Source organism: Methylobacterium aquaticum (assembly GCF_016804325.1).
Taxonomy (GTDB): domain Bacteria; phylum Pseudomonadota; class Alphaproteobacteria; order Rhizobiales; family Beijerinckiaceae; genus Methylobacterium; species Methylobacterium aquaticum_C.
The window spans coordinates 3,834,359-3,855,940 of record NZ_CP043627.1; the positions used below are offsets into that span (position 1 = coordinate 3,834,359).

20 protein-coding genes are annotated in these 21,582 nt (G+C 70.6%); 11 read left to right on the forward strand and 9 right to left on the reverse strand.

Annotated features, from left to right (window positions below; translation table 11 throughout):
* The first annotated feature begins 176 nt into the window (after positions 1–176).
* From F1D61_RS17405 to F1D61_RS17430, 6 genes are all read left to right on the forward strand, one after another.
* On the forward strand, positions 177–1,544 hold the full coding sequence (locus F1D61_RS17405; protein WP_203152936.1) for a glutamate--cysteine ligase: 1,368 nt from the start codon (positions 177–179) through the stop codon (positions 1,542–1,544).
* A gap of 483 nt (positions 1,545–2,027) precedes the next feature.
* Positions 2,028–2,468, forward strand: coding sequence for a hypothetical protein (locus F1D61_RS17410; protein WP_203152937.1), 441 nt, complete (start codon positions 2,028–2,030; stop codon positions 2,466–2,468).
* A gap of 113 nt (positions 2,469–2,581) precedes the next feature.
* The gene (locus tag F1D61_RS17415) at positions 2,582–2,899 is read left to right on the forward strand and encodes a sulfurtransferase TusA family protein (protein WP_203152938.1); all 318 of its coding nucleotides are present in this window, start codon (positions 2,582–2,584) and stop codon (positions 2,897–2,899) included.
* Positions 2,900–2,925: 26 nt separating this feature from the next.
* Positions 2,926–3,513: an NUDIX domain-containing protein gene (locus tag F1D61_RS17420; RefSeq protein WP_203159124.1), complete on the forward strand. Its 588-nt coding sequence runs from the start codon at positions 2,926–2,928 to the stop codon at positions 3,511–3,513.
* A gap of 162 nt (positions 3,514–3,675) precedes the next feature.
* On the forward strand, positions 3,676–3,993 hold the full coding sequence (locus F1D61_RS17425) for a hypothetical protein (RefSeq protein ID WP_203152939.1): 318 nt from the start codon (positions 3,676–3,678) through the stop codon (positions 3,991–3,993).
* 324 nt (positions 3,994–4,317) lie between these two features.
* Positions 4,318–4,473 carry a hypothetical protein gene (locus F1D61_RS17430; RefSeq protein ID WP_203152940.1) on the forward strand — a complete coding sequence of 52 codons (156 nt, stop codon included), beginning with the start codon at positions 4,318–4,320 and terminating at the stop codon, positions 4,471–4,473.
* Between the two features lie 861 nt (positions 4,474–5,334).
* Here F1D61_RS17430 and F1D61_RS17435 read toward each other — a convergent pair.
* Complete coding sequence (locus tag F1D61_RS17435; protein ID WP_203152941.1) at positions 5,335–6,123, reverse strand: enoyl-CoA hydratase/isomerase family protein; 789 nt, start codon at positions 6,121–6,123, stop codon at positions 5,335–5,337.
* A gap of 144 nt (positions 6,124–6,267) precedes the next feature.
* Here F1D61_RS17435 and F1D61_RS17440 point away from each other — a divergent pair, with 144 nt between their 5' ends.
* From F1D61_RS17440 to F1D61_RS17450, 3 genes are all read left to right on the forward strand, one after another.
* Complete coding sequence (locus F1D61_RS17440) at positions 6,268–6,645, forward strand: DUF3140 domain-containing protein (protein ID WP_432443147.1); 378 nt, start codon at positions 6,268–6,270, stop codon at positions 6,643–6,645.
* 256 nt (positions 6,646–6,901) lie between these two features.
* On the forward strand, positions 6,902–8,146 hold the full coding sequence (locus tag F1D61_RS17445) for a hypothetical protein (protein ID WP_203152942.1): 1,245 nt from the start codon (positions 6,902–6,904) through the stop codon (positions 8,144–8,146).
* Between the two features lie 107 nt (positions 8,147–8,253).
* Positions 8,254–8,529, forward strand: coding sequence for a GNAT family N-acetyltransferase (locus tag F1D61_RS17450; RefSeq protein ID WP_203152943.1), 276 nt, complete (start codon positions 8,254–8,256; stop codon positions 8,527–8,529).
* A gap of 337 nt (positions 8,530–8,866) precedes the next feature.
* Here F1D61_RS17450 and F1D61_RS17455 read toward each other — a convergent pair whose 3' ends face one another.
* From F1D61_RS17455 to F1D61_RS17465, 3 genes are all read right to left on the reverse strand, one after another.
* Positions 8,867–9,271 carry a hypothetical protein gene (locus F1D61_RS17455; RefSeq protein WP_203152944.1) on the reverse strand — a complete coding sequence of 135 codons (405 nt, stop codon included), beginning with the start codon at positions 9,269–9,271 and terminating at the stop codon, positions 8,867–8,869.
* Positions 9,272–9,493: 222 nt separating this feature from the next.
* Positions 9,494–10,909 (reverse strand): M20 family metallopeptidase, encoded by a 1,416-nt coding sequence (locus F1D61_RS17460; protein WP_203159126.1) that lies wholly within the window; start codon positions 10,907–10,909, stop codon positions 9,494–9,496.
* A 134-nt stretch (positions 10,910–11,043) separates the two neighbouring features.
* A complete protein-coding gene (locus F1D61_RS17465) occupies positions 11,044–12,423 on the reverse strand; it encodes an NAD(P)/FAD-dependent oxidoreductase (protein ID WP_203152945.1) in 1,380 nt (459 codons plus the stop codon).
* Positions 12,424–12,776: 353 nt separating this feature from the next.
* Here F1D61_RS17465 and cysK point away from each other — a divergent pair, with 353 nt between their 5' ends.
* Positions 12,777–13,757 carry a cysteine synthase A gene (gene cysK / locus F1D61_RS17470; RefSeq protein ID WP_203152946.1) on the forward strand — a complete coding sequence of 327 codons (981 nt, stop codon included), beginning with the start codon at positions 12,777–12,779 and terminating at the stop codon, positions 13,755–13,757.
* A gap of 294 nt (positions 13,758–14,051) precedes the next feature.
* Here cysK and F1D61_RS17475 read toward each other — a convergent pair whose 3' ends face one another.
* The gene (locus tag F1D61_RS17475; RefSeq protein WP_203152947.1) at positions 14,052–14,342 is read right to left on the reverse strand and encodes a hypothetical protein; all 291 of its coding nucleotides are present in this window, start codon (positions 14,340–14,342) and stop codon (positions 14,052–14,054) included.
* Positions 14,343–14,490: 148 nt separating this feature from the next.
* On the reverse strand, positions 14,491–14,955 hold the full coding sequence (locus tag F1D61_RS17480) for an Lrp/AsnC ligand binding domain-containing protein (protein ID WP_203152948.1): 465 nt from the start codon (positions 14,953–14,955) through the stop codon (positions 14,491–14,493).
* Positions 14,956–15,075: 120 nt separating this feature from the next.
* Between F1D61_RS17480 and putA the strand changes: the two genes are divergently transcribed.
* Positions 15,076–18,165, forward strand: coding sequence for a bifunctional proline dehydrogenase/L-glutamate gamma-semialdehyde dehydrogenase PutA (gene putA / locus F1D61_RS17485; protein ID WP_203152949.1), 3,090 nt, complete (start codon positions 15,076–15,078; stop codon positions 18,163–18,165).
* Positions 18,166–18,889: 724 nt separating this feature from the next.
* On the opposite strand, the gene F1D61_RS17490 is transcribed toward putA, so the two are convergent.
* The 3 genes from F1D61_RS17490 to F1D61_RS17500 form a co-directional block, all read right to left on the reverse strand.
* Complete coding sequence (locus tag F1D61_RS17490; protein WP_203152950.1) at positions 18,890–19,699, reverse strand: N-acyl homoserine lactonase family protein; 810 nt, start codon at positions 19,697–19,699, stop codon at positions 18,890–18,892.
* A 10-nt stretch (positions 19,700–19,709) separates the two neighbouring features.
* Positions 19,710–20,609 (reverse strand): NAD(P)-dependent oxidoreductase, encoded by a 900-nt coding sequence (locus F1D61_RS17495; protein WP_203152951.1) that lies wholly within the window; start codon positions 20,607–20,609, stop codon positions 19,710–19,712.
* 74 nt (positions 20,610–20,683) lie between these two features.
* Positions 20,684–21,079 carry a carboxymuconolactone decarboxylase family protein gene (locus F1D61_RS17500; protein ID WP_203152952.1) on the reverse strand — a complete coding sequence of 132 codons (396 nt, stop codon included), beginning with the start codon at positions 21,077–21,079 and terminating at the stop codon, positions 20,684–20,686.
* Positions 21,080–21,582: the final 503 nt, after the last annotated feature.

Below are 21,582 nucleotides of genomic sequence, written 5' to 3' on the forward strand. Positions count from 1 at the left end.
GGATCCGGCCGCTATGATGAACGGTTGGTTGACAGGTCCGGGAAGCATGGCTCGCGGGGGTGTGTCGCGGCCGCGTTGCGGCTCGGTCGTCCGCGGCCTATTTAGGCGCAACCTTGACGGTGGGCCGCCGGCCCGCCGGGAGTCATCGTTTTTCGCTTTCAAGCACGAGGTGGCGCATGGCGCGCGACGTGTCCGACGCGACCCCGCTCAGCGCGCGGTCCGAGCTGATCGAGTGGTTCGCGGCCGGCGAGAAGCCGCAGGACGCCTTCGCCATCGGCACCGAGCATGAGAAGGTCCCGTTCTACCGCGCCGACCTCTCGCCGGTGCCCTACGAGGGCGAGCGTGGGATCGAGGCCCTGCTGGACGGCCTGCGGGCGATCACCGGCTGGGAGACGATCGAGGATGCGGGCAAGGTGATCGGCCTGTCCGCGGTCGAGGGCGGGGGCGCGATCTCGCTCGAGCCCGGCGGCCAGTTCGAGCTCTCGGGCGCGCCGCTGCCCGACGTGCATGCCACCGCCCACGAGCTGAGCCAGCACCTCGACGCGGTGCGACAGGCCGCCGATCCCCTCGGCATCGGCTTCCTCACCCTCGGCATGAGCCCGAAATGGACACGAGAGGAAACTCCCGTGATGCCGAAGAGCCGCTATCGCATCATGAAGGGCTACATGCCCAAGGTCGGGTCCTTGGGCCTCGACATGATGCTGCGCACCGCCACCGTGCAGGTGAACCTCGACTTCGCGTCCGAGGCCGACATGGTGACGAAGATGCGGGTCGGGCTGGCCCTGCAGCCGGTGGCGACCGCCTTGTTTGCCAACTCGCCCTTCACCGATGGCAAGCCGAACGGCTTCCTGTCGCGCCGCTCCGAGATCTGGCGCGACACCGACCGCGACCGCACCGGCATGCTGCCCTTCGCCTTCGACGAAGGGTTCGGCTACGAGGCCTATGCGGACTGGCTCCTCGACATGCCGATGTACTTCGTGAAGCGCGGCGAGACCTACCACGACGTCTCCGGCGCCTCGTTCCGCGACCTGATGGATGGGCGGCTTGCGGCCCTGCCGGGCGAGCGCGCCACCGTCTCCGACTGGGCCAACCACGCCTCGACCGCCTTCCCCGAGGTGCGCCTGAAGCGCTTCCTCGAGATGCGCGGCGCCGATGTCGGCGACGCCAACATGATCGCCGCGCAAGCCGCGTTCTGGGCCGGGCTGTACTACGATGCCGGCGCCCTCGACGGCGCCTGGCAGCTGGTGCGCGAGCTGACGGCGGAGGAACGCGAGACGATGCGGGCCGAGGTGCCGCGGCTCGGCCTCGACGCCCCGGCCGGCAAGCGCCCCTTGCGCGAGCTCGCCCGCGACGCGCTGGCGCTGGCGGAAGCCGGCCTGAAGGCACGGGCGCGCCGCGACGCGCAAGGCCGCGACGAGACGCTCTACCTCGCCCCGCTCCAGGCCATCGCCGCCTCGCGCAGCCGGGCCGAGGACCTGCTGGCGCTCTATGACGGGCCATGGAACCGCTCGGTCGATCCGGCCTTCGGGACTTGCGTGTTCTGAGGCGTGTTTGATTCGACCAGCCGGTGGCTTGGCGTCGGTGACTTGGCGCAGACGCTGCTGTCACTCGGCGTCATCCTGGGGCTCGACGAAGTCGAGAACCCGGGATCCATAACCGCGACATCGAAGAACGAGGTGTAGTCCGTTCCGCATCGTCCTGCACCGTCAGCGGTTATGGATCCCGGGTTCCGCTGCGCGGCCCCGGGATGACATCGAGGGTGTCAATGCGGTCGAGCAGGACCCGACGACGTCCGCTCGCCCCACAGTCAAGCCAGTGACGGCCGCAGCGATCCGGCGAACGCTCAAGCTTATCCCGTCGGAACCTTGCAATCGCGCCGGGTGCGACATGGCGCACCCGCAGCACAAGCGTAGCCGCTACCGATTGACGGTTGGTCAATTCGCGCCGGATCTTGGAACACAGGCCGCCCCTTGGGTGTTCTTGAGGCCATCGGGGCACGTTCCTCAGACCCCTCGGAGAGATCCAGCATGTCTCGCTTCACGACCCTCGCCCTCGCGGCCGGCGCCGCCGCTGCCCTGACCGCCGGCACCGTCGGCGCCCAGGCTGCGCCGCTGCCGGCGGCCACCTCTGCCGCCATCGCCGGCTCGGGCGCGACCGTCGATCAGGTGCGCTGGCGCGGCGGCGGCTATTACGGCGGGTACCGCGGCGGCTACCGCGGCTACGGCTACCGCCGCGGCATCGGTGCCGGCGGCGCTCTGGCGGCCGGCGCAGCGCTCGGCATCATCGGCGGCGCGCTCGCGGCCGGCTCGGCCTCGTCCTACGGCTACGGCTACGGCGGCTACCCGGCCTATGGTGGCTATTACGGCGGCGGCTACGCCCCGGTCGGCGGCTACGGCTACGGCTACAGCTACCCGTCCTACGGCTACAGCTACCCGTCCTACGGCGGCTATTACGGCTACGGCTACTGATCGGCCGTACGGGCTGAAGTCACGGAAGCCCGGCGCGGGATGCCCCCGCGCCGGGCTTTCTCGTTCGCGCCGGATATGCTCAACCGGTCGTGCGACCAGCGGCACGGACGGCCATGCGACACCGAGACCTCGACCGGCGCGATCTGGATCATCCGAATCCGGACCTGCCGTATCCGGACCTGCCGGATCTCGATCTGAGCGGGCTCAAATGCCCCTTGCCCGTCCTGCGCACCGCCAAGGCCCTGCGCGGCCTGGCACCCGGCGAGGGCCTCTCGGTGCGGTGCACCGACCCGATGGCCGCCATCGACATCCCCAATCTGCTGCGCGAGCGCGGGGACCACCTTGAGCGGATGCTGCGCCACGACGGCATCCTGACCTTCGAGATCCGCCGCGCCGCCGCACCCGACGAGACCGAGGAGAGCGCCGCGTGAGCCGAGACGAGACCCCGCCGCGGATCATGGGCACCCGCACCGTCTACGAGGGCTGGGCGCGCTACCTCGTCGCGGAGGTGCGGATGCCGGACGGCAGCCGGATCGGCCGCGAGGTCGAGGATCACGGACCCGCCGTGGCGGTGCTGCCCTACGATCCCGAGCGCCGGGTCGCCCTGCTGGTGCGGCAGTTCCGCACGCCGCCCTGCTTCGTCGACGGCACCGCTTCGGTGCTGGAGGCGCCGGCAGGCCTGCGCGAGGAGGAAGATGCGGGCACCTGCGCCCGGCGCGAGGCCTTCGAAGAGGTGGGCCTGCGACTCTCGACCCTCGAACCCGCCGGGCGGGTCTGGTCGCTGCCGGGCCTCTCGACCGAGCGGATGGACCTGTTCCTCGCCCCCTACCGGGCCGCCGACCGCGAGGGCGCCGGGGGCGGCCTGGCGGAGGAACACGAGAGCATCGAGGTCGTGGAGGTGGCGCTGCCGGATCTCGCCGCCATGGCCGAGCGGGGCGAGGTCGCCGACATGAAGACGCTGTGCCTGGTCCAGACCCTGCGCCTGCGACACCCGGCACTGTTCGCCTCCTCCGAAGAGCGGCCTTGCTCCGAAGAGCGGCCTTGAGCGCCGGCGGTGTCGGCGCCATCCTGGCCGCGAACCTGAACGGCCGGTGTACAAGCGCCTCGTTCACGGGTTCGTGATCGGGGCTGGCATCTTGTTCAGTAATTGTTAACTTTGGGCGGTTCCGATAGCCCTCCGTCGCAGGGGCCTCGACAGGAGACGCCGATGTTCAGCATTGGACCCTTCCACCGCCCGACCGGCCAGCCCGTCGGTCCTTATGACACGATGCTCCCGCTGGAGCCCGAGCCCCTGGATCGCGCCGCGGGCCCGCAGCGCGAATCCTCACAGCCCCCGGCGGCGCCGGGCATGGCCCGCCAAGCCGTGTCGATGCTGGTCCTGTTGTGCCTCACGCTGGCGGTGCATTCGGCCGTCGGCTGGTGGACCCTGCCCGGCCACGCCCCGACCCTGGCTCCCTCCGCCCAGAGCGCGCCGACGCTGCAAGGGCCGAAGATCCACCTCACGAGCGTCCGCTCGCCGTCCTGACGCCGGGACCTCCCCGTCGTTTCCGCGGTATGATCCGTCGAAACGCTGAGCCGGCCCCGATCTCGGGCCGGCCCATCATCAGGTTCCCCGAGCGGTCCGACCGGGCCCCGCGCGGGATGCGAGAACGGCGCGGCGCCCTCGCCTCGACCGGCAGCGCCTTCGCCCTGGCGGGCGGCACCCGCCCCGGCCGACTGTACTTTGGTCAAGAACGTGTCGGGAATCCGGCGGTTTCGCGGTAACCCCTCTTGCGCGGCCCCACCGAGTCGTTAACGTCACGTTCAAATCCAAGAAAATCAGTCGTGATTCGCGCAAGGGAGCCAGCGCATGCCTCAGATCATTCGCGTCAAGCCCACCCAGGACGGCACCTACACGGTCTATCGCGGCGCGCTGGTACTCGTCAGCGGCCTGACCCGTGCACAGGCCGAGAGCTACGAGGCGACGCTCGCCCAGACCGAGCGCAAGGACCAGCCGATCCACTGACCGCGCCGCGCCGCGAGAGGCGGCGCGCCCCGGATCCGGCGCCTCCATGCCGGCTTGCGCCGATGACGTCCTGCGTCGTCGGCGTTGTCCTTTTCAGGCCGTGTTCGTTTCGGGCGTGCAATCCCGTTCGCGATCTCATCCCGAGATCGCGAGAGGGAAAATTCAGTCTCGGCACCGATATTCAAAGTCGAACAGGCTTCTCCGACATCGACTATTCGTCGATTTTCCCTGCGGATGCAGTTCGTTTGCCGCTCCTCTCATGCGGGCGGACGATTGCCGTTCCTTCGAGCGCCTGGCCTGGGTTAGGATTTTCATAAAACATTGAGTGAGGCGGGATCGTCTCATCCTCTGACCTCATCCTAAGGTGCGAACGAAGTGAGCCTCGAAGGAGGGCTCCAGGGATCGCCGAGGCTTCTGGAGCCCTCCTTCGAGGCTGCTTCGCAGCACCTCAGGATGAGGTGGAAGGATAGGATACCCCATGATCCCTTTCAGCGTTGGTCAGAACGATCCACTCAAGCAGGCTCTGAGCCCGCACCGTTGCCGAAACAGGACGACGCCGACATCTCCGTTCGTCATCCCGGGGCTCGTCGAAGACGAGAACCCGGGATCCATACATGCTGACAGCCGAGAACCCGGCGGGCCGCGCCCCACCGCATCCTGAACTCTCGGACATTATGGATCCCGGGTTCCGCTATGCGGCCCCGGGATGACATCGAGGGCTTCAGCCCGGTCGGATCACGCCAGCGGGCTCTGTGCCCGCGTCCCGAACGCCCGCACCTCTGAATGAGGTCGCGTCCGGGAAGGGCGGTCGGCCAAGCCGAGCCTGCCGAGGCATCTCGCCCCGATCCGCGACGCGACCGCTCACCGTCCCTGCCAGCGCGGCGGGCGCTTGCCCAGGAAGGCCTCCATCCCCTCGCGGAAGTCGGCGCTGGTGTAGCATTGCAGGATGAGGTCGTCCCCGGCCTCTGACGGCGCCTCGTCGCGGACCCGGCGCAGGCCCTCCTTGGTGGCGGCCAGCGTCAGCGGGGCGTGGCCAGCGACCAGGCGGGCCAGCTCGGTCGCGCGCTCGGCCAACGCGGCGGCATCCTCCACCACCTCGCTCACCAGGCCGATCGCCCGCGCCTCCTCCGCCTCGACCAGGCGGGCGGTGAAGATCATCTCCTTGACCCGGGCGGCGCCGACGAGCGCCGAGAGCCGGCGCAGGTTGGCGACCGACAGGCAATTGCCGAGGGTGCGGGCGATCGGGAAGCCGAAGCGGGCGTCCCGGCTGGCGATGCGCAGGTCGCAGGATGCGGCGATGGCCGCGCCGCCCCCGGTGCAGGCCCCGGCGATCGCCGCGATGGTCGGCTTCGCGCAGCGTTCGAGCGCGCCGAGCACCCGGTCCATGAACCGCTCGTAGGCGAGCGCGTCCTCGGCCGTGGAGAAGGCGCGGAACTGCGCGATGTCGGTGCCGGCCGCGAAGGCGCGCCCGCCCGCGCCCTGGATCACCACCGCGCGGATCGCCGGATCGGCATCGATCGCCCGGCCAAGGTCGTGCAGGCGCTCGTACATCGCGAAGGTCAGGGCGTTGCGCGCCTGCGGCCGGTTCAGGGTGATGCGGGCGATGCCCTCGGCATCGACCTCGTAGAGCAGTTCGTCGGTCTCGGTCATGGGCGGAGGCAATCCGGATGGGACGGGTGCCCGACCCTACCGCTCGGCCTTCCTCCCGTCTCCCGACGATCCACACCGGGCGGCGAACGGGGAGGCTCGTCGTGGCGTTGATGCGCGACGTGCGATCACCCGAGGAGACGACGCGTGAGCAAGAAGGCCGAATCGGATGCCGGCGACCACGAGGACACCTACGCGGCCTTCCGCGAGGCGGTGAACATGGCGCCGGCCGAACTGGAGAAGTGGCTCGACAGCGAGGAGAGCCGATCGGTCGGCTGGAGCGACGGCACCAAGAAGGAGAGCGCGAAGGGCGGCGAGTCGGTCGGTCATCACCAGGGGCGCCGGATCGTCGAGATTAAGCACACCAAGAAGGCCGATCTCTCGGACGACGACTATGCCGACATGCGCAAGGTCGTCGCCTACGTCAAACGCCACCTCGCCCAGGGCGGGCCGAAGGAGGACATGAAGACCTCGCGCTGGCGCTACTCCCTGATGAACTGGGGCCACGATCCGGCGAAGGATTGAGCAATCCCGCCGCCGCGACATGGTGGCGCGGGGCGGAGCGCAAGTTTCTCCCGCGCCACCCCTCCTCCGAGACTTGTTTCTGCCCCGCGCGCCATTGCCGAAACGAACCATGCTCCGGCCGCAGTTCGGCCCGGATCTTGCTGACCCTTGAGGGTACCTCAACGTCTTCGCATCGCCCCGGCGATGTGGCTGAGTGGGGTCAAGGACAGGGTCTGAGCCCGAAGAGGCCGAGCCCGGCAAGGCGTGGGGGACCGGAATGGGAGCGACGGATGTGCGGCGGGGCCGGCATTGGGCCGGCGTCGGGTTCGTGCTGGCGTGCCTCGGACTCGCCGGGGTCGCGGGCACCCGGAGCCCGGCCTTCGGCGGGTTGTCGCGCGACCTCGAGGCCGTTCTCGACACCACCCCCGACGGGCCGCCGGCCCGCGTCACCCTCGGCCCCGGCGGGCGGGACGTGCGCCTGTGGGGCGACCTCAACGACGGCACCGCCGCGCGCCTGCGTGCCCTGCTCGACGCCCATCCCGGCGCGACGCGGCTGCACCTGACCAGCGACGGCGGCCTCGTCGACGAGGGGGTGGCGATCGGCGACCTCGTCGCCGAGCGGGGATTGACCACCTACGTGCCGGATTACTGCGTCTCGGCCTGCACCCTCGCCTTCGTGCGCGGGCGCGAGCGCATCATCGTCGGCGACAGTCGGCTCGGCTTCCACGCCCCCTACGAGCCCGGCTTGTTCGGGCAGATGATCCCGGTCGATGCCAGCGACGAGCGCGGCCGCTACCTCGCCGCCGGCCTGGAGCCCGCCTTCGTCGACCAGGCCCTCGCCACGCCCTCCCGCGACGTCTGGATGCCCGATGCCGGCCGCCTGCGCGCCGCCGGGGTCGTCACCCGGGTGGTGGGACCGAGCGACCTGCCGGATTCGACCCTCGACGACGACGATTCCCCGGCAGGCGCCCGCGCGGCGGCGCTGCGGGCCGTCGACCTCCTCGCCGCCTTCGCGGCGCGCCGGCCGGGGGTGCTCGACGGCATCGCCGCCCGCTACCGCGAGGCCTACCGGCAGGGACGCAGCGAGAGCGACGGCCTCGACCTGATCCGGTCCGAGGCGGTGGACGCGCTGCGGACGGCGTTTTCGGGCGCCGACGACGCGACCCTCGCCGCCCTCGGCCGCCTCGTCGTCGAGGCGATGACGGCGAGCGGAAGCGAGGAGACGTGCCGCGCCATCGGCCAGGACGGCGACCTCCTCGCCGCCGCCGAGGCCCTCCCGGCGCGTCGCGGATCGGGCGGTGTCGCGCGGATGCGTGCCCTCCTCGACCGGGCCCTTGCCGGGCCGGCGCCGATCGTGCCGACCGGTGTGACGCTTCCGCCGCCCCGGGCGCTTGCCTGCGCCGACCTGCGCCGCCGCCTCGCGGCGGTCCTGGGCCGGGGCGACGCCTTGCGGCTGCGCGAGGTCCTGTTCGGCCGCACCGCCCGGCGCCTGGAAGCCTCGGCCCTGCCGGGAGAACCGTAGGGCGCGTGTCAGGCGCGGCAGAGGGACGGGAGCGGAACCTCCCCGGCTCCCGCTCCTTGTCCTTGCGCATGCCCGACCATGCGGATCAGCCGACCACGAAGGCGCCCATGAAGGCCGTCCTGCGCGACAACCCGGAGCGGAGCCGGTTCGAGCTCGAGATCGACGGCGAGGTCGCCTATGCCGATTACCGCCGCCAGCCCGGCACCCTCGTCATCGCCTATGTCTACGCGCCGCCGCGCCTGCGCGGCACCGGCGCCGCCGACCGGCTGATGCAGGGCGTGGCCGCGGCCGCCCGGACGGAGGGCGCGCGGATCCGGCCGCTCTGCGGCTATGCGGCGTCGTGGTTGCGGCGCCACCGCGAGCATGGCGATCTGGTGAGCTGACGAGGCGTCACGAAGCTTCGAGCGTTGCAAAGGCAGCCCGAGAGCCCATTCGGGTGATCCGACCGACTTGAAACCCTCGATGTCATCCCGGGGCCGCGAAAGCGGAACCCGGGATCCATAACCGCTGACGGTGGTAAACGAGACGGCTGGCCTTCCGCTTCATCCTGAAATCTCAGCGGTTATGGATCCCGGGTTCTCGACTTCGTCGAGCCCCGGGATGACGTGGAGAGTTGTCGGCCTCTGCATCAGATCAACCGGCGCAGTTGGTCGAGCCTACATCTCAGGCCACGCCTTCACCGCAACATCAGGCTCTCACCGGAACCTGCCGCGCCCCGGCTCACGCCTGCGCCCCCTGCGCCGCCCCCATGCTCTTGCGGCTCTCGAGAGCAGCCGCGATCTGGCGAACGAGGTCGGGATCCACGACGGTCCGGCCGCCCGCCAGGGTCATGTCCCGTCGCGGCGGGCCGGCATCGAGGCCCGACGGGGCGACGATCGGCGCGGAGCCGTCCGCGGGAGCCCGGGTCCCGGTCGCCGCCCCGGCGCCGTGCGACGACGCCTTCAGCGCGAACAACGCGTCGAGGGTCGAGAGCGACATCGTCACGGAGGTCCGCGTCGAGATCGGTTCGGACCGGGCCGCGGAGGCGGGCTCGGCCGGGACGGGAGCGGCCTGGGCGGAGGCGAGACCGGACGAGGTCCGGTTCGTGAGGATCTGCCCGAGGAGGGACGCGCCCGTGACGATCATGACCTGCTCCGTTCCGACGAGCGACGCAGCCTTCGCGCCGGTTGCCGCCTGGTGGGGCGGTCGCTTTCATCGAGGAGTCAGTACGAGGGGAGGTCTGGTCGGTTGGTGATGCGAATCATTCGAATTTGATGAATCCGGCGGAATCCTGGGGCCCGGGGGACGATCGCGTGGATCGCCTCCGGGCCGGGCGCGGGTCCGGCGCCGGGAGGCCAGACCGCCGGTTCACCCTGCCATGTCGAGCGGCGGGGCGAGCCCCGCCGGCAGCGGGCTGACATAGGGCGTGCGGGCCAGCCGCTCGGCATGGTCGGCCTTGGCGCGGGCGAGCAACCCGGGATCGCGCAGGACGTCCACCGCCGTGCCGGCCATCGCCTTGGCGACGTGGACCATGCCCTTGTGGGCCGCCGGGGTCTTGCCCTGCGCGGTCATCTGCCAGGAATGGCCGGGGGTGCCGATGGCGTAGGTGGCGCCGCGGGCCTGCACGGTCGGCACCGCCCAGCTCACGTCGCCGACATCGGTCGAGCCCATCATCCGCTCTCCCACCGCGCCGAGGGGCACGACCGTGTCGCAGAGCGGGGCATCGGTCACCGGCACGCCGAAGCGGCGATGGGCCGAGACGATGTCCTCACGGGTCAGCGTCGCCCGGATCTGTTCCGCGAAGGCGCGGTCCTCGGCGTCGAAGGGCGGCGGGCCGAGCCGCATCAGGTTGGCGTGGAGCGCCTGCTCCAGCGGCGGGTTCGCCAGCAGGTTCGACATCGCGCTCACCACCCGGCTCGTCACCGTGGTCTCGGTCATCAAAGCCGCGCCCTGCGCGATTCTCTCCACCCGCGCCGCGAGGTCGAGGAGGCCGGGCAGGTCGGCGGCGCGCACGAGGTAGCGCACGGTGGCGCCGGCCTGGACTACGTTCGGGGCGATGCCGCCGGCATCGAGATATGCGTAATGCACCCGCGCGTCGCTCGGCATGTGCTCGCGCATGTAGTTGACGCCGACATTCATCAGCTCGACCGCGTCGAGCGCCGAGCGGCCGAGATGCGGGGCGGCGGCCGCGTGCGAGGCCTTGCCGGAAAAGGTGAAGTCGAGGAGCTGGATCGCCAGCGAGACCGGCTCCCATATCGATACGAACGGCCCCGGATGCCAGGTGATCGCCACGTCGACGTCGGAGAAGACGCCGTCGCGCACCATGAAGGTTTTGGCCGCGCCGCCTTCCTCGGCCGGGCAGCCGTAATAGCGCACGCGCCCCGGCAGCCCTTGCGCGGCGAGCCAGTCCTTGACCGCGGTGGCGGCGAGGAGTGCCCCGGCACCGAGGAGGTTGTGGCCGCAACCATGGCCGGCGCCCTCGCCCGGCCGGGGCCGGTGCTCGGCGACGCCGGCCTCCTGGCTCAGGCCCGGCAGGGCGTCGTACTCGCCGAGGATCGCGATCACCGGACCGCCCTCCCCCGCCTCGCCCATCATCGCGGTCGGGATGCCGCCGGTCCCCTCCGTCACCCGGAACCCCTGGGCGCGCAGCATCGCGGCGTGCTCGGCCGCCGAGCGCAGCTCCTGGAAGTTCAGTTCCGGCATCTCCCAGACCCGGTCGGACAGGGCGACGAAGGCCGGAGCGTGCTCCTCGACGTGCCGCCAGATCGCCTCGCTGTTGTGCATGTTTCCTCGCGCCATCGGGATCTTGTTCTCGGGGGCCCATTGGTTGTTAGGCCCCGCCCCTTGTCGCACGATGGAGGCCGGGCGCCATGCGTCCGGCTCGGTCCAGGTCTGCAAAGGCCCGCAGAACCGAACGATCAGGGCGGGGGGATGCGCCCGGGCGGCGTGCCGCGGATCAGCGCCATCACGGCCTCGTCGCGCTCGGAGATCAGGCGGGCGCCGCGCTGGAAGCTCAAATAGGCCCAGAGCCAGCGCAACGTGACGACGAGGCGGTTGTGGAAGCCGACCAGCAGGTAGACGTGGGCGACGCCCCAGACCACCCAGGCCAGGAAGCCCTTGAGCTTGACGTGGTCCCACTGCACCACGCCGGAATTCTTCCCGATGATCGCCAGGTTGCCGCGGCTGCGGAAGCGGAACGGCTCGGATGCCTTGCCGTGCAGGATGCGGTCGCGCAGCGCCCGGCCGAGATAGCGCCCCTGCTGGTCGGCCACCTGGGCGAGGCCCGGCAGGGGCTTGCCGTCCTCGGCCTTGGCCATGGCGAGGTCGCCGAGCGCGTAGACCCCCGGACGGCCGATCACCGCGAGGTCCGGCCCGACCGGCACGTGGCCGGTGCGGGTGGTCTCGACCCCGAGCCATTCCCCCGCCGGCGAGGCGCGCACGCCCGCGCCCCAGACGATGGTGGCGGCCGGGATCAGCTTGCCTGCCACGGTGACGCCCTCCTCCGACACGTCCTCGACGGCGTGCTCGGTCAGCACCGTGACGCCGAGGCGTTCCAGCGCCTCCCTCGCATAGGCCGAGAGGTCTTCGGTGAAGGTGCCGAGCACCCGGGGCGCCGCCTCGATCAGCAGGATCTTGGCCTGCTTCGGGTCGATGCGGCGGAAATCCTTCGACAGGGCATGGTGGGCGAGGCCCGCGATGGCGCCGGCCATCTCGACCCCGGTCGGCCCGCCGCCGATCACCGCGAAGGTCAACAGCCGGTCCCGCGCGACCGGGTCGTCCTCGCGCTCCGCCGCCTCGAAGGCCAGGAGCACCCGGGCGCGGATCCGGCGGGCATCGTCGAGGGTCTTGAGGCCCGGCGCGAAGCGCTCCCATTCCGGATGGCCGAAATAGCTGTGGGTGGCGCCGGTCGCCAGCACCAGCGTGTCGTAGGGGATGCGGGTGCCGTCGCGGAGCCGCACCGCGCGTCCTTCTGCGTCGACGCCCACGACCTCGCCCATCAGCACGCGGACGTTGCGGTCCCAGCGCAGGATCGCCCGGATCGGCTCGGCGATCTCGCCCGGCGCGATCACCGCGGTCGCGACCTGATACAGCAGCGGCTGGAACAGGTGGTGGTTGCGCCGGTCGATCAGCGTGACCTCGATCCCCTCGGCCCCGCCGAGACCCCGCGCCGTGGTGAGGCCGCCGAAGCCGCCGCCGACGATCACCACCCGGTGCGGCCCGCCTTTCGGGACCTGCGCCCGGGTCGTCCCGTCGAGGGGAGCGGGGTCGGGCGGGGTGCGGTGCAGGATCTCGGACATGCGGCTCTCTCGGACGGTGTCGGGCGGCCGGTTCGGCGGTCCCCCCGTCAAGACGTGCCGGTGGGGGGACTTGCCGGCGGGGGACTTGTGGGCGGGGGACTTGCCGAAGCGACACTCTCTCCCAAGGTTACGCTCCTGGCGAGCGCGGTGGGATTGCCCTTGTGGCCGCCTTGTCGCGGGCCGGTAGCGATGCCGCGCCACCGCCAAGCGCTAACATTGCTCCGGTGGCAGCTGGAACACCGAGCCAAACCCCTATTTCACAGATCAAAACTGTATAAATCGGCATACCTCGACGGCAGGCCGGATTTCCGCTACGCGTGCGGCGGACGACGCATCCTCGAGGGAGAGACACCATGGCCGACGCCACCGCCACTTCGGAAACCGGCCGCCGGATCGGCCATGGCCGGGTCTACGAGTCGATCACCGAGACCATCGGCAACACCCCGCTGGTGCGCCTCAACCGCCTCGCCAAGGAGCGCGGGATCGACGCCGAGATCCTGCTGAAGCTCGAATTCTTCAACCCGATCGCCTCGGTGAAGGACCGCATCGGCGTCAACATGATCGACGCCATGGAGGCCTCCGGCATGCTGAAGCCGGGCGGCACCCTGGTGGAGCCGACCTCGGGCAATACCGGCATCGCGCTCGCCTTCGTGGCCGCCGCCCGCGGCTACCGGCTGATCCTGGTCATGCCCGAGACGATGTCGCTCGAGCGGCGCAAGATGCTGGCCTATCTCGGCGCCGAACTCGCCCTGACCCCCGGCCCGCAGGGCATGAAGGGCGCCATCGCCAAGGCCGAGGAACTCCTGAAGGAGATCCCGGGCGCGATCATGCCCCAGCAGTTCAACAACCCGGCCAACCCCGAGATCCACCGCAAGACCACCGCGGAGGAGATCTGGGCCGACACGAACGGCCAGCTCGACGCCTTCGTGGCGGGGGTCGGCACCGGCGGCACCATCACGGGCGTCGGCCAGGTGATCAAGCAGCGCCTGCCGTCGCTTCGCGTCGTCGCCGTCGAGCCGGAGGATTCCCCGGTCCTGTCCGGCGGCCAGCCCGGCCCGCACAAGATCCAGGGCATCGGCGCCGGCTTCGTGCCGGGCGTGCTCGATCGCGGCGTGATCGACGAGGTGGTGACGGTCTCCAACCAGACCGCCTTCGACACCGCCCGCCTGCTCGCCCGGATCGAGGGCATCCCCGGCGGCATCTCGACCGGCGGCAACGTCGCGGCAGCCCTCGAGATCGCGGCCCGGCCCGAGTTCAAGGGCAAGCGCATCGTGACGGTCGCCTGCTCGTTTGCCGAGCGCTACATCTCGTCGGCCTTGTTCGAGGGGCTGTGAGGGATCGAGGGCGGGGTTCCTTCTAGGACTCCGCCCTGTTTCGAACCCTGTTCGGGTGATCGAGCAGGGTTTGATCCCTACACGACATTCGAACCCTCCGCGTCATTCCGGGGCCGCGCAGCGGAGCCCGGAATCCAGAGCCGCGGATGGTTGAGAATGAAGCGGATCAGGTGTCGTCTTGTTCTCCAAGACCCGCGTGTCTGGATTCCGGGCTCCGCTACGCGGCCCCGGAATGACCCTGTGGATGTCAGGTCGGCAGCGGGATACGAGCGGACCCTGAGGCCATAAATATAATCACGCCACCAGCTCGGGCCGCCGCTCCTCCTCGCAAGCGCCCCGGCGGAACAACGCCGCGCAGCGCGACTCGCGGTGGACGCTCAGGATCGAGGCCCGGTCGATATCGGGATTGTCGGCCAGGATGCGGCGCACATCCTCGACCAGCCGGCCGTAGCGCTCGGCGTCGTAGCCGCTCTCCAGCGGTGAGACCGCAATATAAGCTTCCACGACCAGGACCTTCTCGGCTTTCTCGCGCGAGACTTCGGCGGCGATCCAGGCGGATTTCACGAGGCGGTTCGGATTGACCATCGGCGTACCTCCGTTCTCGTCGAACCGCTCTGCGGCGGCTTGGTGAATGCGAGACTGCGACACGTTGCGCCTTCTGCCAACTCCGCAACCGCTGCAAAGCTCCGTTATGTCGCAGGGAAATCATGCGCTGGACGCATGAGGTGAGGGATTAAAGCGGCAGCATCCCGTCGCTCTTCACCTCTTCCATCACCGCGTAGGTGCGGGTGTTGTTGACCCCCGGCAGCGACAGCAGGCCCTCGCCGAGGAAGCGACGATAGGCCGGCATGTCGGCGACCCGGGCCTTGACCAGGTAGTCGAACCCGCCCCCGACCATGTGGCATTCCAGCACCTCCGGCGCGCGGCGCACGGCGGCGGCGAAGCGCGCGAAGGCGTCGGGCGTGGTCTTGTCGAGCGAGACTTCCACGAAGACCAGCAGGCTGAGCCCCAGGAGATGCGGGTCGAGCCGCGCGCCGAAGCCGGTGATCACCCCGTCCTTCTGCAGCCGGCGCAGCCGCTCGCCGGTGGCGGTGGGCGACAGCCCGACCCGCTCGGCCAGCTCCACGTTCGGGATGCGCCCCTCCCGTTGAAGGATCTTCAGGATCTGCCGGTCGACCCGGTCGAGCCCGTCCGTCATTCTCTCTACCAAGCCCCGGTTCCGCCGCCGATCCTGCGGCCAACCTGCGATATGCGCCATCGAAGCGCGGCGAAAGGCGAAATACGCTGAGGATCGTCGCACAGCCCCGGACCCGCCCCGATGCCCGCCCCGCTCCCCGTCTTCCACGCCCCCTACGCCGCCGACGATGCCGCCCTCGCCCGCCTGTTCCTGGAACGGGCGAGCCTGCCGCCGGAGCGCGAGGCCAAGGTCGACGCGCTGGCCCGCGATCTCGTCGGCGCCATCCGGCAGGAGACCGGGGGCCTCGGCGGCGTCGAGGCGATGCTGCGCGAATACTCGCTCTCCACCAAGGAGGGCCTGGCGCTGATGGTGCTGGCGGAAGCCCTGCTGCGGGTGCCGGACGCCGCCACCGCGGACCGCCTGATCGAGGACAAGCTGCGCTTCGGCGGGTTCGAGCAGCACGCCACCCGCTCGGAGGCGCTTCTCGTGCGCTCCTCGGCCTGGGCGCTCGGCCTCTCGGCCCGGATCATCCAGCCCGGCGACACGCCCGAAGGCATCCTCGCCGGCCTCGCCAAGCGTCTCGGTCTGCCGGCCGTGCGCCAGGCCGCCCGCCAGGCGATGCGGGTGATGGGCGGGCATTTCGTGCTCGGCGAGACGATCGAGGCGGCGCTCAAGCGCTCGGCGAGCGGCCAGGGCCGGCTCTACCGCTATTCCTTCGACATGCTCGGCGAGGGCGCCCGCACGGCCGAGGATGCGCGGGCCTACGCGGCTTCTTATGCCGCCGCCATCGAGGCGATCGGGCGGGCCGCCGGCAACAAGCCGCTGCCGGACCGGCCGGGCATCTCGGTCAAGCTCTCGGCGTTGCATCCACGCTACGAGGCGGTCGGCCGCGACCGGGTGATGGCGGAGCTGGTCCCCGTGCTCCTGAGCCTCGCCCAGGCCGCCAGGAGCTACGACCTCAACTTCACGGTCGATGCCGAGGAGGCGGACCGGCTGGAGCTCTCCCTCGACGTGATCGCCGCCGTGCTTGGCGACCCCTCGCTCGCGGGTTGGGACGGGTTCGGCCTCGCGGTCCAGGCCTACCAGAAGCGCTGCCTCCAGGTGATCGACCATGTCGCGGACCTCGCCGCCCGCCTCGACCGGCGGCTGATGGTCCGCCTCGTCAAGGGTGCCTACTGGGACACCGAGGTGAAGCGAGCCCAGGAGCGGGGCCTGCCCGACTATCCCGTCTTCACCCGCAAGAGCATGACCGATCTCAGCTATCTTGCGGCGGCCGAGCGGATGCTGGCCCACCGGCCGCGGCTCTTCCCACAATTCGCCACCCACAACGCGCTCACCGTCGCGGCCATCGTCGAGCGGGCGGGGCCGCAAGCCGGCACCTACGAGTTCCAGCGACTGCACGGCATGGGCGAGGCGCTCTACGCGCGCCTGCTGGCCGCCGTGCCGGGGGCGGCCTGCCGCACCTATGCGCCGGTCGGCGGCCACCGCGACCTGCTGGCCTACCTGGTGCGGCGGCTGCTCGAGAACGGTGCCAATTCCTCCTTCGTCTCGCAGGCCGCCGACCCGGCGGTGCCGGTGGAGAGCCTGCTGCGCCGCCCCGCCGAGAGCGTCGGCAATCCCGACCGCGCCCGGCACGCCAAGCTGCGCCGTCCCGCCGAGATGTTCGCGCCGGAGCGGGTCAACTCCGCCGGAGTGGAGTTCGGCGACCGGGCGGCCCTGGAACGTCTGACGGATGCGGTCGCCGCCGCCCGCGGTCCCGCCGAGGCGGCGCCGATGATCGACGGCGCCGCGCAAGCCGGCACGCCGCGCGACGTGCTGAGCCCGAACGACGCCCGCACGATCGTCGGCACCGTCACCGAGGCCTCCCCGGAAACTGCGGCCTTCGCGATGCGCGCCGCCCGCAAGGGCGCGATCGCCTGGGGCAAGGTTCCCGCGGAGCAGCGCGCCGCCGCCCTGGAGCGGGCCGCCGACGCGATGGAAGCCTCGACGGGTCGCCTGATCCACCTGCTCCAGGCGGAGGCCGGCAAGACCCTCGACGATGCGGTGGCGGAGCTGCGCGAGGCGGTGGATTTCTGCCGCTACTACGCCGCGCAAGGGCGCAAGCTCTTCGACGCTTCGCTGGCCCTGCCGGGCCCGACCGGCGAGAGCAACCGGCTCTCCTTGCGCAGCCGCGGCGTCTTCGTGGCGATCTCGCCGTGGAACTTCCCGCTCGCGATCTTCGTCGGCCAGGTCGCCGCAGCCTTGATGGCCGGCAACGCCGTGGTGGCCAAGCCCGCCGAGCAGACCCCTCTGGTGGCGGCCGAGGCCGTGCGCCTCATGCACCGGGCCGGCATCGCCCCATCGGCGCTCCACCTCGTGCCGGGCGACGGCGCGGTCGGCGCGGCTCTGGTGGCGCATCGCGACGTGGCCGGGGTGGTCTTCACCGGCTCGACCGAGGTGGCGCGCCACATCAACCGGGCGCTCGCCGCCAAGGACGGCCCGATCGTGCCGCTGATCGCCGAGACCGGCGGCATCAACGCGATGCTGGTCGACGCCACGGCGTTGCCTGAGCAGGTCGCCGACGACGTGGTGATGTCCGCCTTCCGCTCCGCCGGCCAGCGCTGCTCGGCACTCCGCCTGCTGCTGGTGCAGGAGGACGTGGCCGACAAGGTGATCGGCATGGTGGCGGGCGCCGCCCGCGAACTGCGCCTCGGCGATCCCCGCGACCCCGCCACCCATGTCGGCCCGGTGATCGACGCGGAGGCCCGCGCCCGCCTCGACCGCCACGGCGCCGCCCTGCGCCGCTCCGCCAAGGCGCATTACGTCGGCGAGGTGCCGGGCGAGGGCCATTTCGTGGCGCCGCAGATCTACGAGATCGCCGGCCCGGAAGCCCTGACGGAGGAAGTGTTCGGGCCGATCCTGCATGTCGCCCGCTATCACGCCGCCGATCTCGACCGGGTGCTCGATGGAATCGAGGCCAGCGGCTACGGCCTGACGCTCGGCGTGCATTCGCGCATCGACGCCACGGTGGAGCGGGTGGTGTCGCGGCTCTCCACCGGCAACGTCTACGTCAACCGCAACATGATCGGCGCGGTGGTCGGCGTGCAGCCCTTCGGCGGCCACGGCCTGTCGGGCACCGGCCCGAAGGCCGGCGGTCCGCACTACCTCACCCGCTTCGCCACCGAGCAGACGGTGACGATCAACACCGCGGCGGCAGGCGGCGACGCGGCGCTGATCGCCATGGAGGGGTGACGGAGGCACCCGGCGCATCACACAGGGCTGCGGGGAGAAAGGACAAAGCGCGGGCTTTCCCCCTCCCCCTCTGCGCAGGTCTGTCCGGGGAAAGTTGTGGCGCGGGGTCTCCCCTCTCCCCGCGGGCGCAGGGCTGTCCGGGGAAAAGAAGAGGCGGGGGAAATCCCCCTCTCCCCGCGGGCGGGGAGAGGACTTCATCGACCTTGTCGTCGATGAAGTGAGCGGAGGCGAAAGCCGGAGCGAGGGTGAGGGGGAGGTTCCGGAAGAGCCTCATTCTGAGACACCCCCTCACCCTCGCCCTGCGGGCTCCCTTCACCCCCGACGAGGGGGGTGAAGGCCTCTCCCCGCCCGCGGGGAGAGGGGGAAACTCGCGCCTCAATCTTTCCCCGGACAGCCCTGCCGCGGGCGGGGAGAGGGGAGACCCCCTTGTTGGGGCGAAAGGAGCGCAGGCTATGGCCGGAGCGAGGGTGAGGGGGTGTTTCCGGATGAGGCTCCTTCGGAAACACCCCTCACCCTCGCCCTTCGGGCTTCCTGAGCCCCTTCGGAGCTCAGGCCTCTCCCCGCCCGCGGGGAGAGGAGGGTTCCCGCGCCATTCTTTTCCCCGGATGGCCCTGCCCTCTACGGGGAAGGGTTGACCCGCGCCGTTTCCGTATCCGGACAGCCCTGCGCGGGTGGGGAGATGGGGAACCCCCGCGCCTCTTCTTTTCCCCGACGGTCTCGCCGATCACGAGGCCGACCCCGTCGGCGAACGATGCAGCAGCACCGCCTCGATCTCCATGTCCGGATGCCGAGGATAACGCGCCATGACCAGCGGGTCGTGACCGGGCACGATCCGCTCCGGGTCGCCCGCGAGCCGGGCGAGCCGGCGCCAGCTCTCCATCATCGCGGCGACGTCGACCACGATCGGGAAGGGGTTCTGCTGGGCGAGGTTGGCGTAGAAATGCGCCGCGTCCGAAGCCAGGACGACCGGCCCGCGCTCGGTCTCGACCCGCACGCATTGCAGCCCGCGCGTGTGCCCCGGCACCGCGTGGACCGTGATGCCCGGGGCGACCTCGCCGTCCCCGTCCACGAAGGCGACCCGGCCCTCGTAGACCTTGCGCACCATGGCGCAGACATCCTCCACCGCGAAGGCGCCGCGCAGGCGCGCATGACACATGCAGCGCCCCGTCGCGTAGGCCATCTCGGCATCCTGGAGATGGAACGTCGCATTCGGGAAGGCCGGCAGGTTGCCGGCATGGTCGTAATGCAGATGCGTGACGATCACGTCGCGCACCTCGGACGGATCGACGCCGAGACGCCGCAGCCCCTCCAGGGGGTGGCGCACCATGGTCCGGCCGTAGGCGGCGCAGGCGGGCCAGTCGAAGCCGGTATCGACCAGGACCACGCGCTCCGCGTCGCGGATCACCCAGACGAAGTAGTCGATCGGCATCGGCCCGTCATGCGGGTCCCCGCCCTCCGGCGGATAGAGGAGGTTCGCCGAGGCCGGGCGCTGGTGCGTCGCGTAGCGCAACGCGAAGACCTCGTAGACCGGCATGGCGCCCTCCTCATTCCCGAGCCGGCCGCGTGGCCAGGAACGCGTCGATGGCCGTGTGGTCCGCCTCCGTCCCGAGTTCGTCGAGGGCGTCCTGCCACAGGGAAGCGATCGTCCGCGACAGAGGCGCCGGGATGCCCTCGTGGCGGGCGAGATCGTCCGCCGTGCGCAGGTCCTTGGCCATCAGCGCCATCGAGAAGCCCGAGGCGTAGGCCTTGGGGATCACGAACGGCTTGAGCTTGACCTCGGTCGCGTTGTTGCGGCCCGTGGACACGTTGAGGATGTCCGTCATCAGCTCGGGATCGAGGCCGAAGCGGGCGCCGATCCGCAGCGCCTCGCAGGCCGCGGTGAGGCCGGCGGCGGAGACGTAGTTGTTGAGGGCCTTCATGGCGTGGCCGGAGCCGATCGGCCCGGTCTCGAAGATCGAGGCGCCGAGGCAGTCGAGGAGCGGCCTCACGGCTGCGGCAGTCGTCGCGTCCCCGCCGACCATGATGGCGAGGGTGCCGTCGACCGCGCGCCTCACCCCGCCGGAGACCGGCGCGTCGAGGAGCACGACGTTCAGGGCGGCGAGGTCGTCGGCGAGTTCCCGGGTGCCGACCGGTGCCGACGAACTCATGTCGATCGCGATCGCCCCCGGCGCGAGATGCCCGGCGACGCCGTCCGGCCCGACGAGGACGGCGCGCACCGCACGGCCGTCCGGCAGCATCGTCACGACGACGCCCGCCCCTTCCGCGGCGTCCCGCGCCGAGGGTGCCGCCCGGCCGCCGGCCGCCGCGAAGGCGTCGGCGGCGGCCGGCGAGGGATCGAACCCGGCGACCGTCCAGCCCGCCGCCACGAGCCGGCTCGCCATCGGCAGCCCCATCTTGCCGAGCCCCAGGAACGCGATGCGGGCGGAGGAACGATCGAGGTTCATGGCGCGAGGTTCATGGCGCGAGGTTCATGGCGAACGTGATCCTGTTGTCCTGGCGTTTCCCGGATGAACCCCGATCAGGCCTTGTCGGGGATGGCGCCCTCGGCCTTGAGGACCTCGTGCGCGGCCTTGAACGCTTCGAGGCCGGACGGGATGCCGCAATAGACGGTGGCGTGCAGCAGGATCTCCTTGATCTCGTCGACGCTGACGCCGTTGGCGAGCGCGCCCTTGACGTGCAGCTTCAGTTCCGCCGGCTTCGACAGGGCGGTCAGCATCGCGAGGTTGAGCATCGAACGCGTCTTGCGGTCGAGCCCGTCGCGGGTCCAGGCATAGCCCCAGCACCACTCGGTGGTGATGCGCTGGAACGCCATCATGAAATCGTCGGCCTTGGCGAGGCTCGCATCGACGTAATCCGCCCCGAGCACCGCCCGGCGGACCTCGAGACCCTTCTCGAACTGGTCGCTCTCGGCCATCGCCGTTTCCCTCCCTGACGAATCCTTTTCCGGAAGGCTATCAGGCAACGTCGCCGAGGGCGACCGGGGGGCTGGACGAATCCGGCGATGCGCGGCGTCCCAGACGGGCGATAGGGCAAGACATCTCTTCCGCCCGCGAATGGTCGAGCGGGAGGACCGCGGTACACCACAGTGCTTGAAGCCTGCCGGCCCTGGGGCTCTCCCACCCTCGACCTCATCCTGAGGTGTCATACCAATGGCCCAAGATGCTGACGCATCGGGCCATTGAGCCATCTCGAATTTTCTATGCCAAGCCAGAGGCTTGACGAAAATTCGAGAACGGAACCAAAGGTCGTTTCCAACGACCGTTGGTATCAGTTCGTCACCGGCTTCGCCGTCCCCAGCGGATGAAACTTATGGCATAGTGGATGTGCCGTCGGCGGAGAGATCGGTTCGTTCTTGGTGTGCCAGACCCCGCGTATCAGTTGGATCCGGGCTCCTCTTCAGTCCCCCCGTTTGCGTCA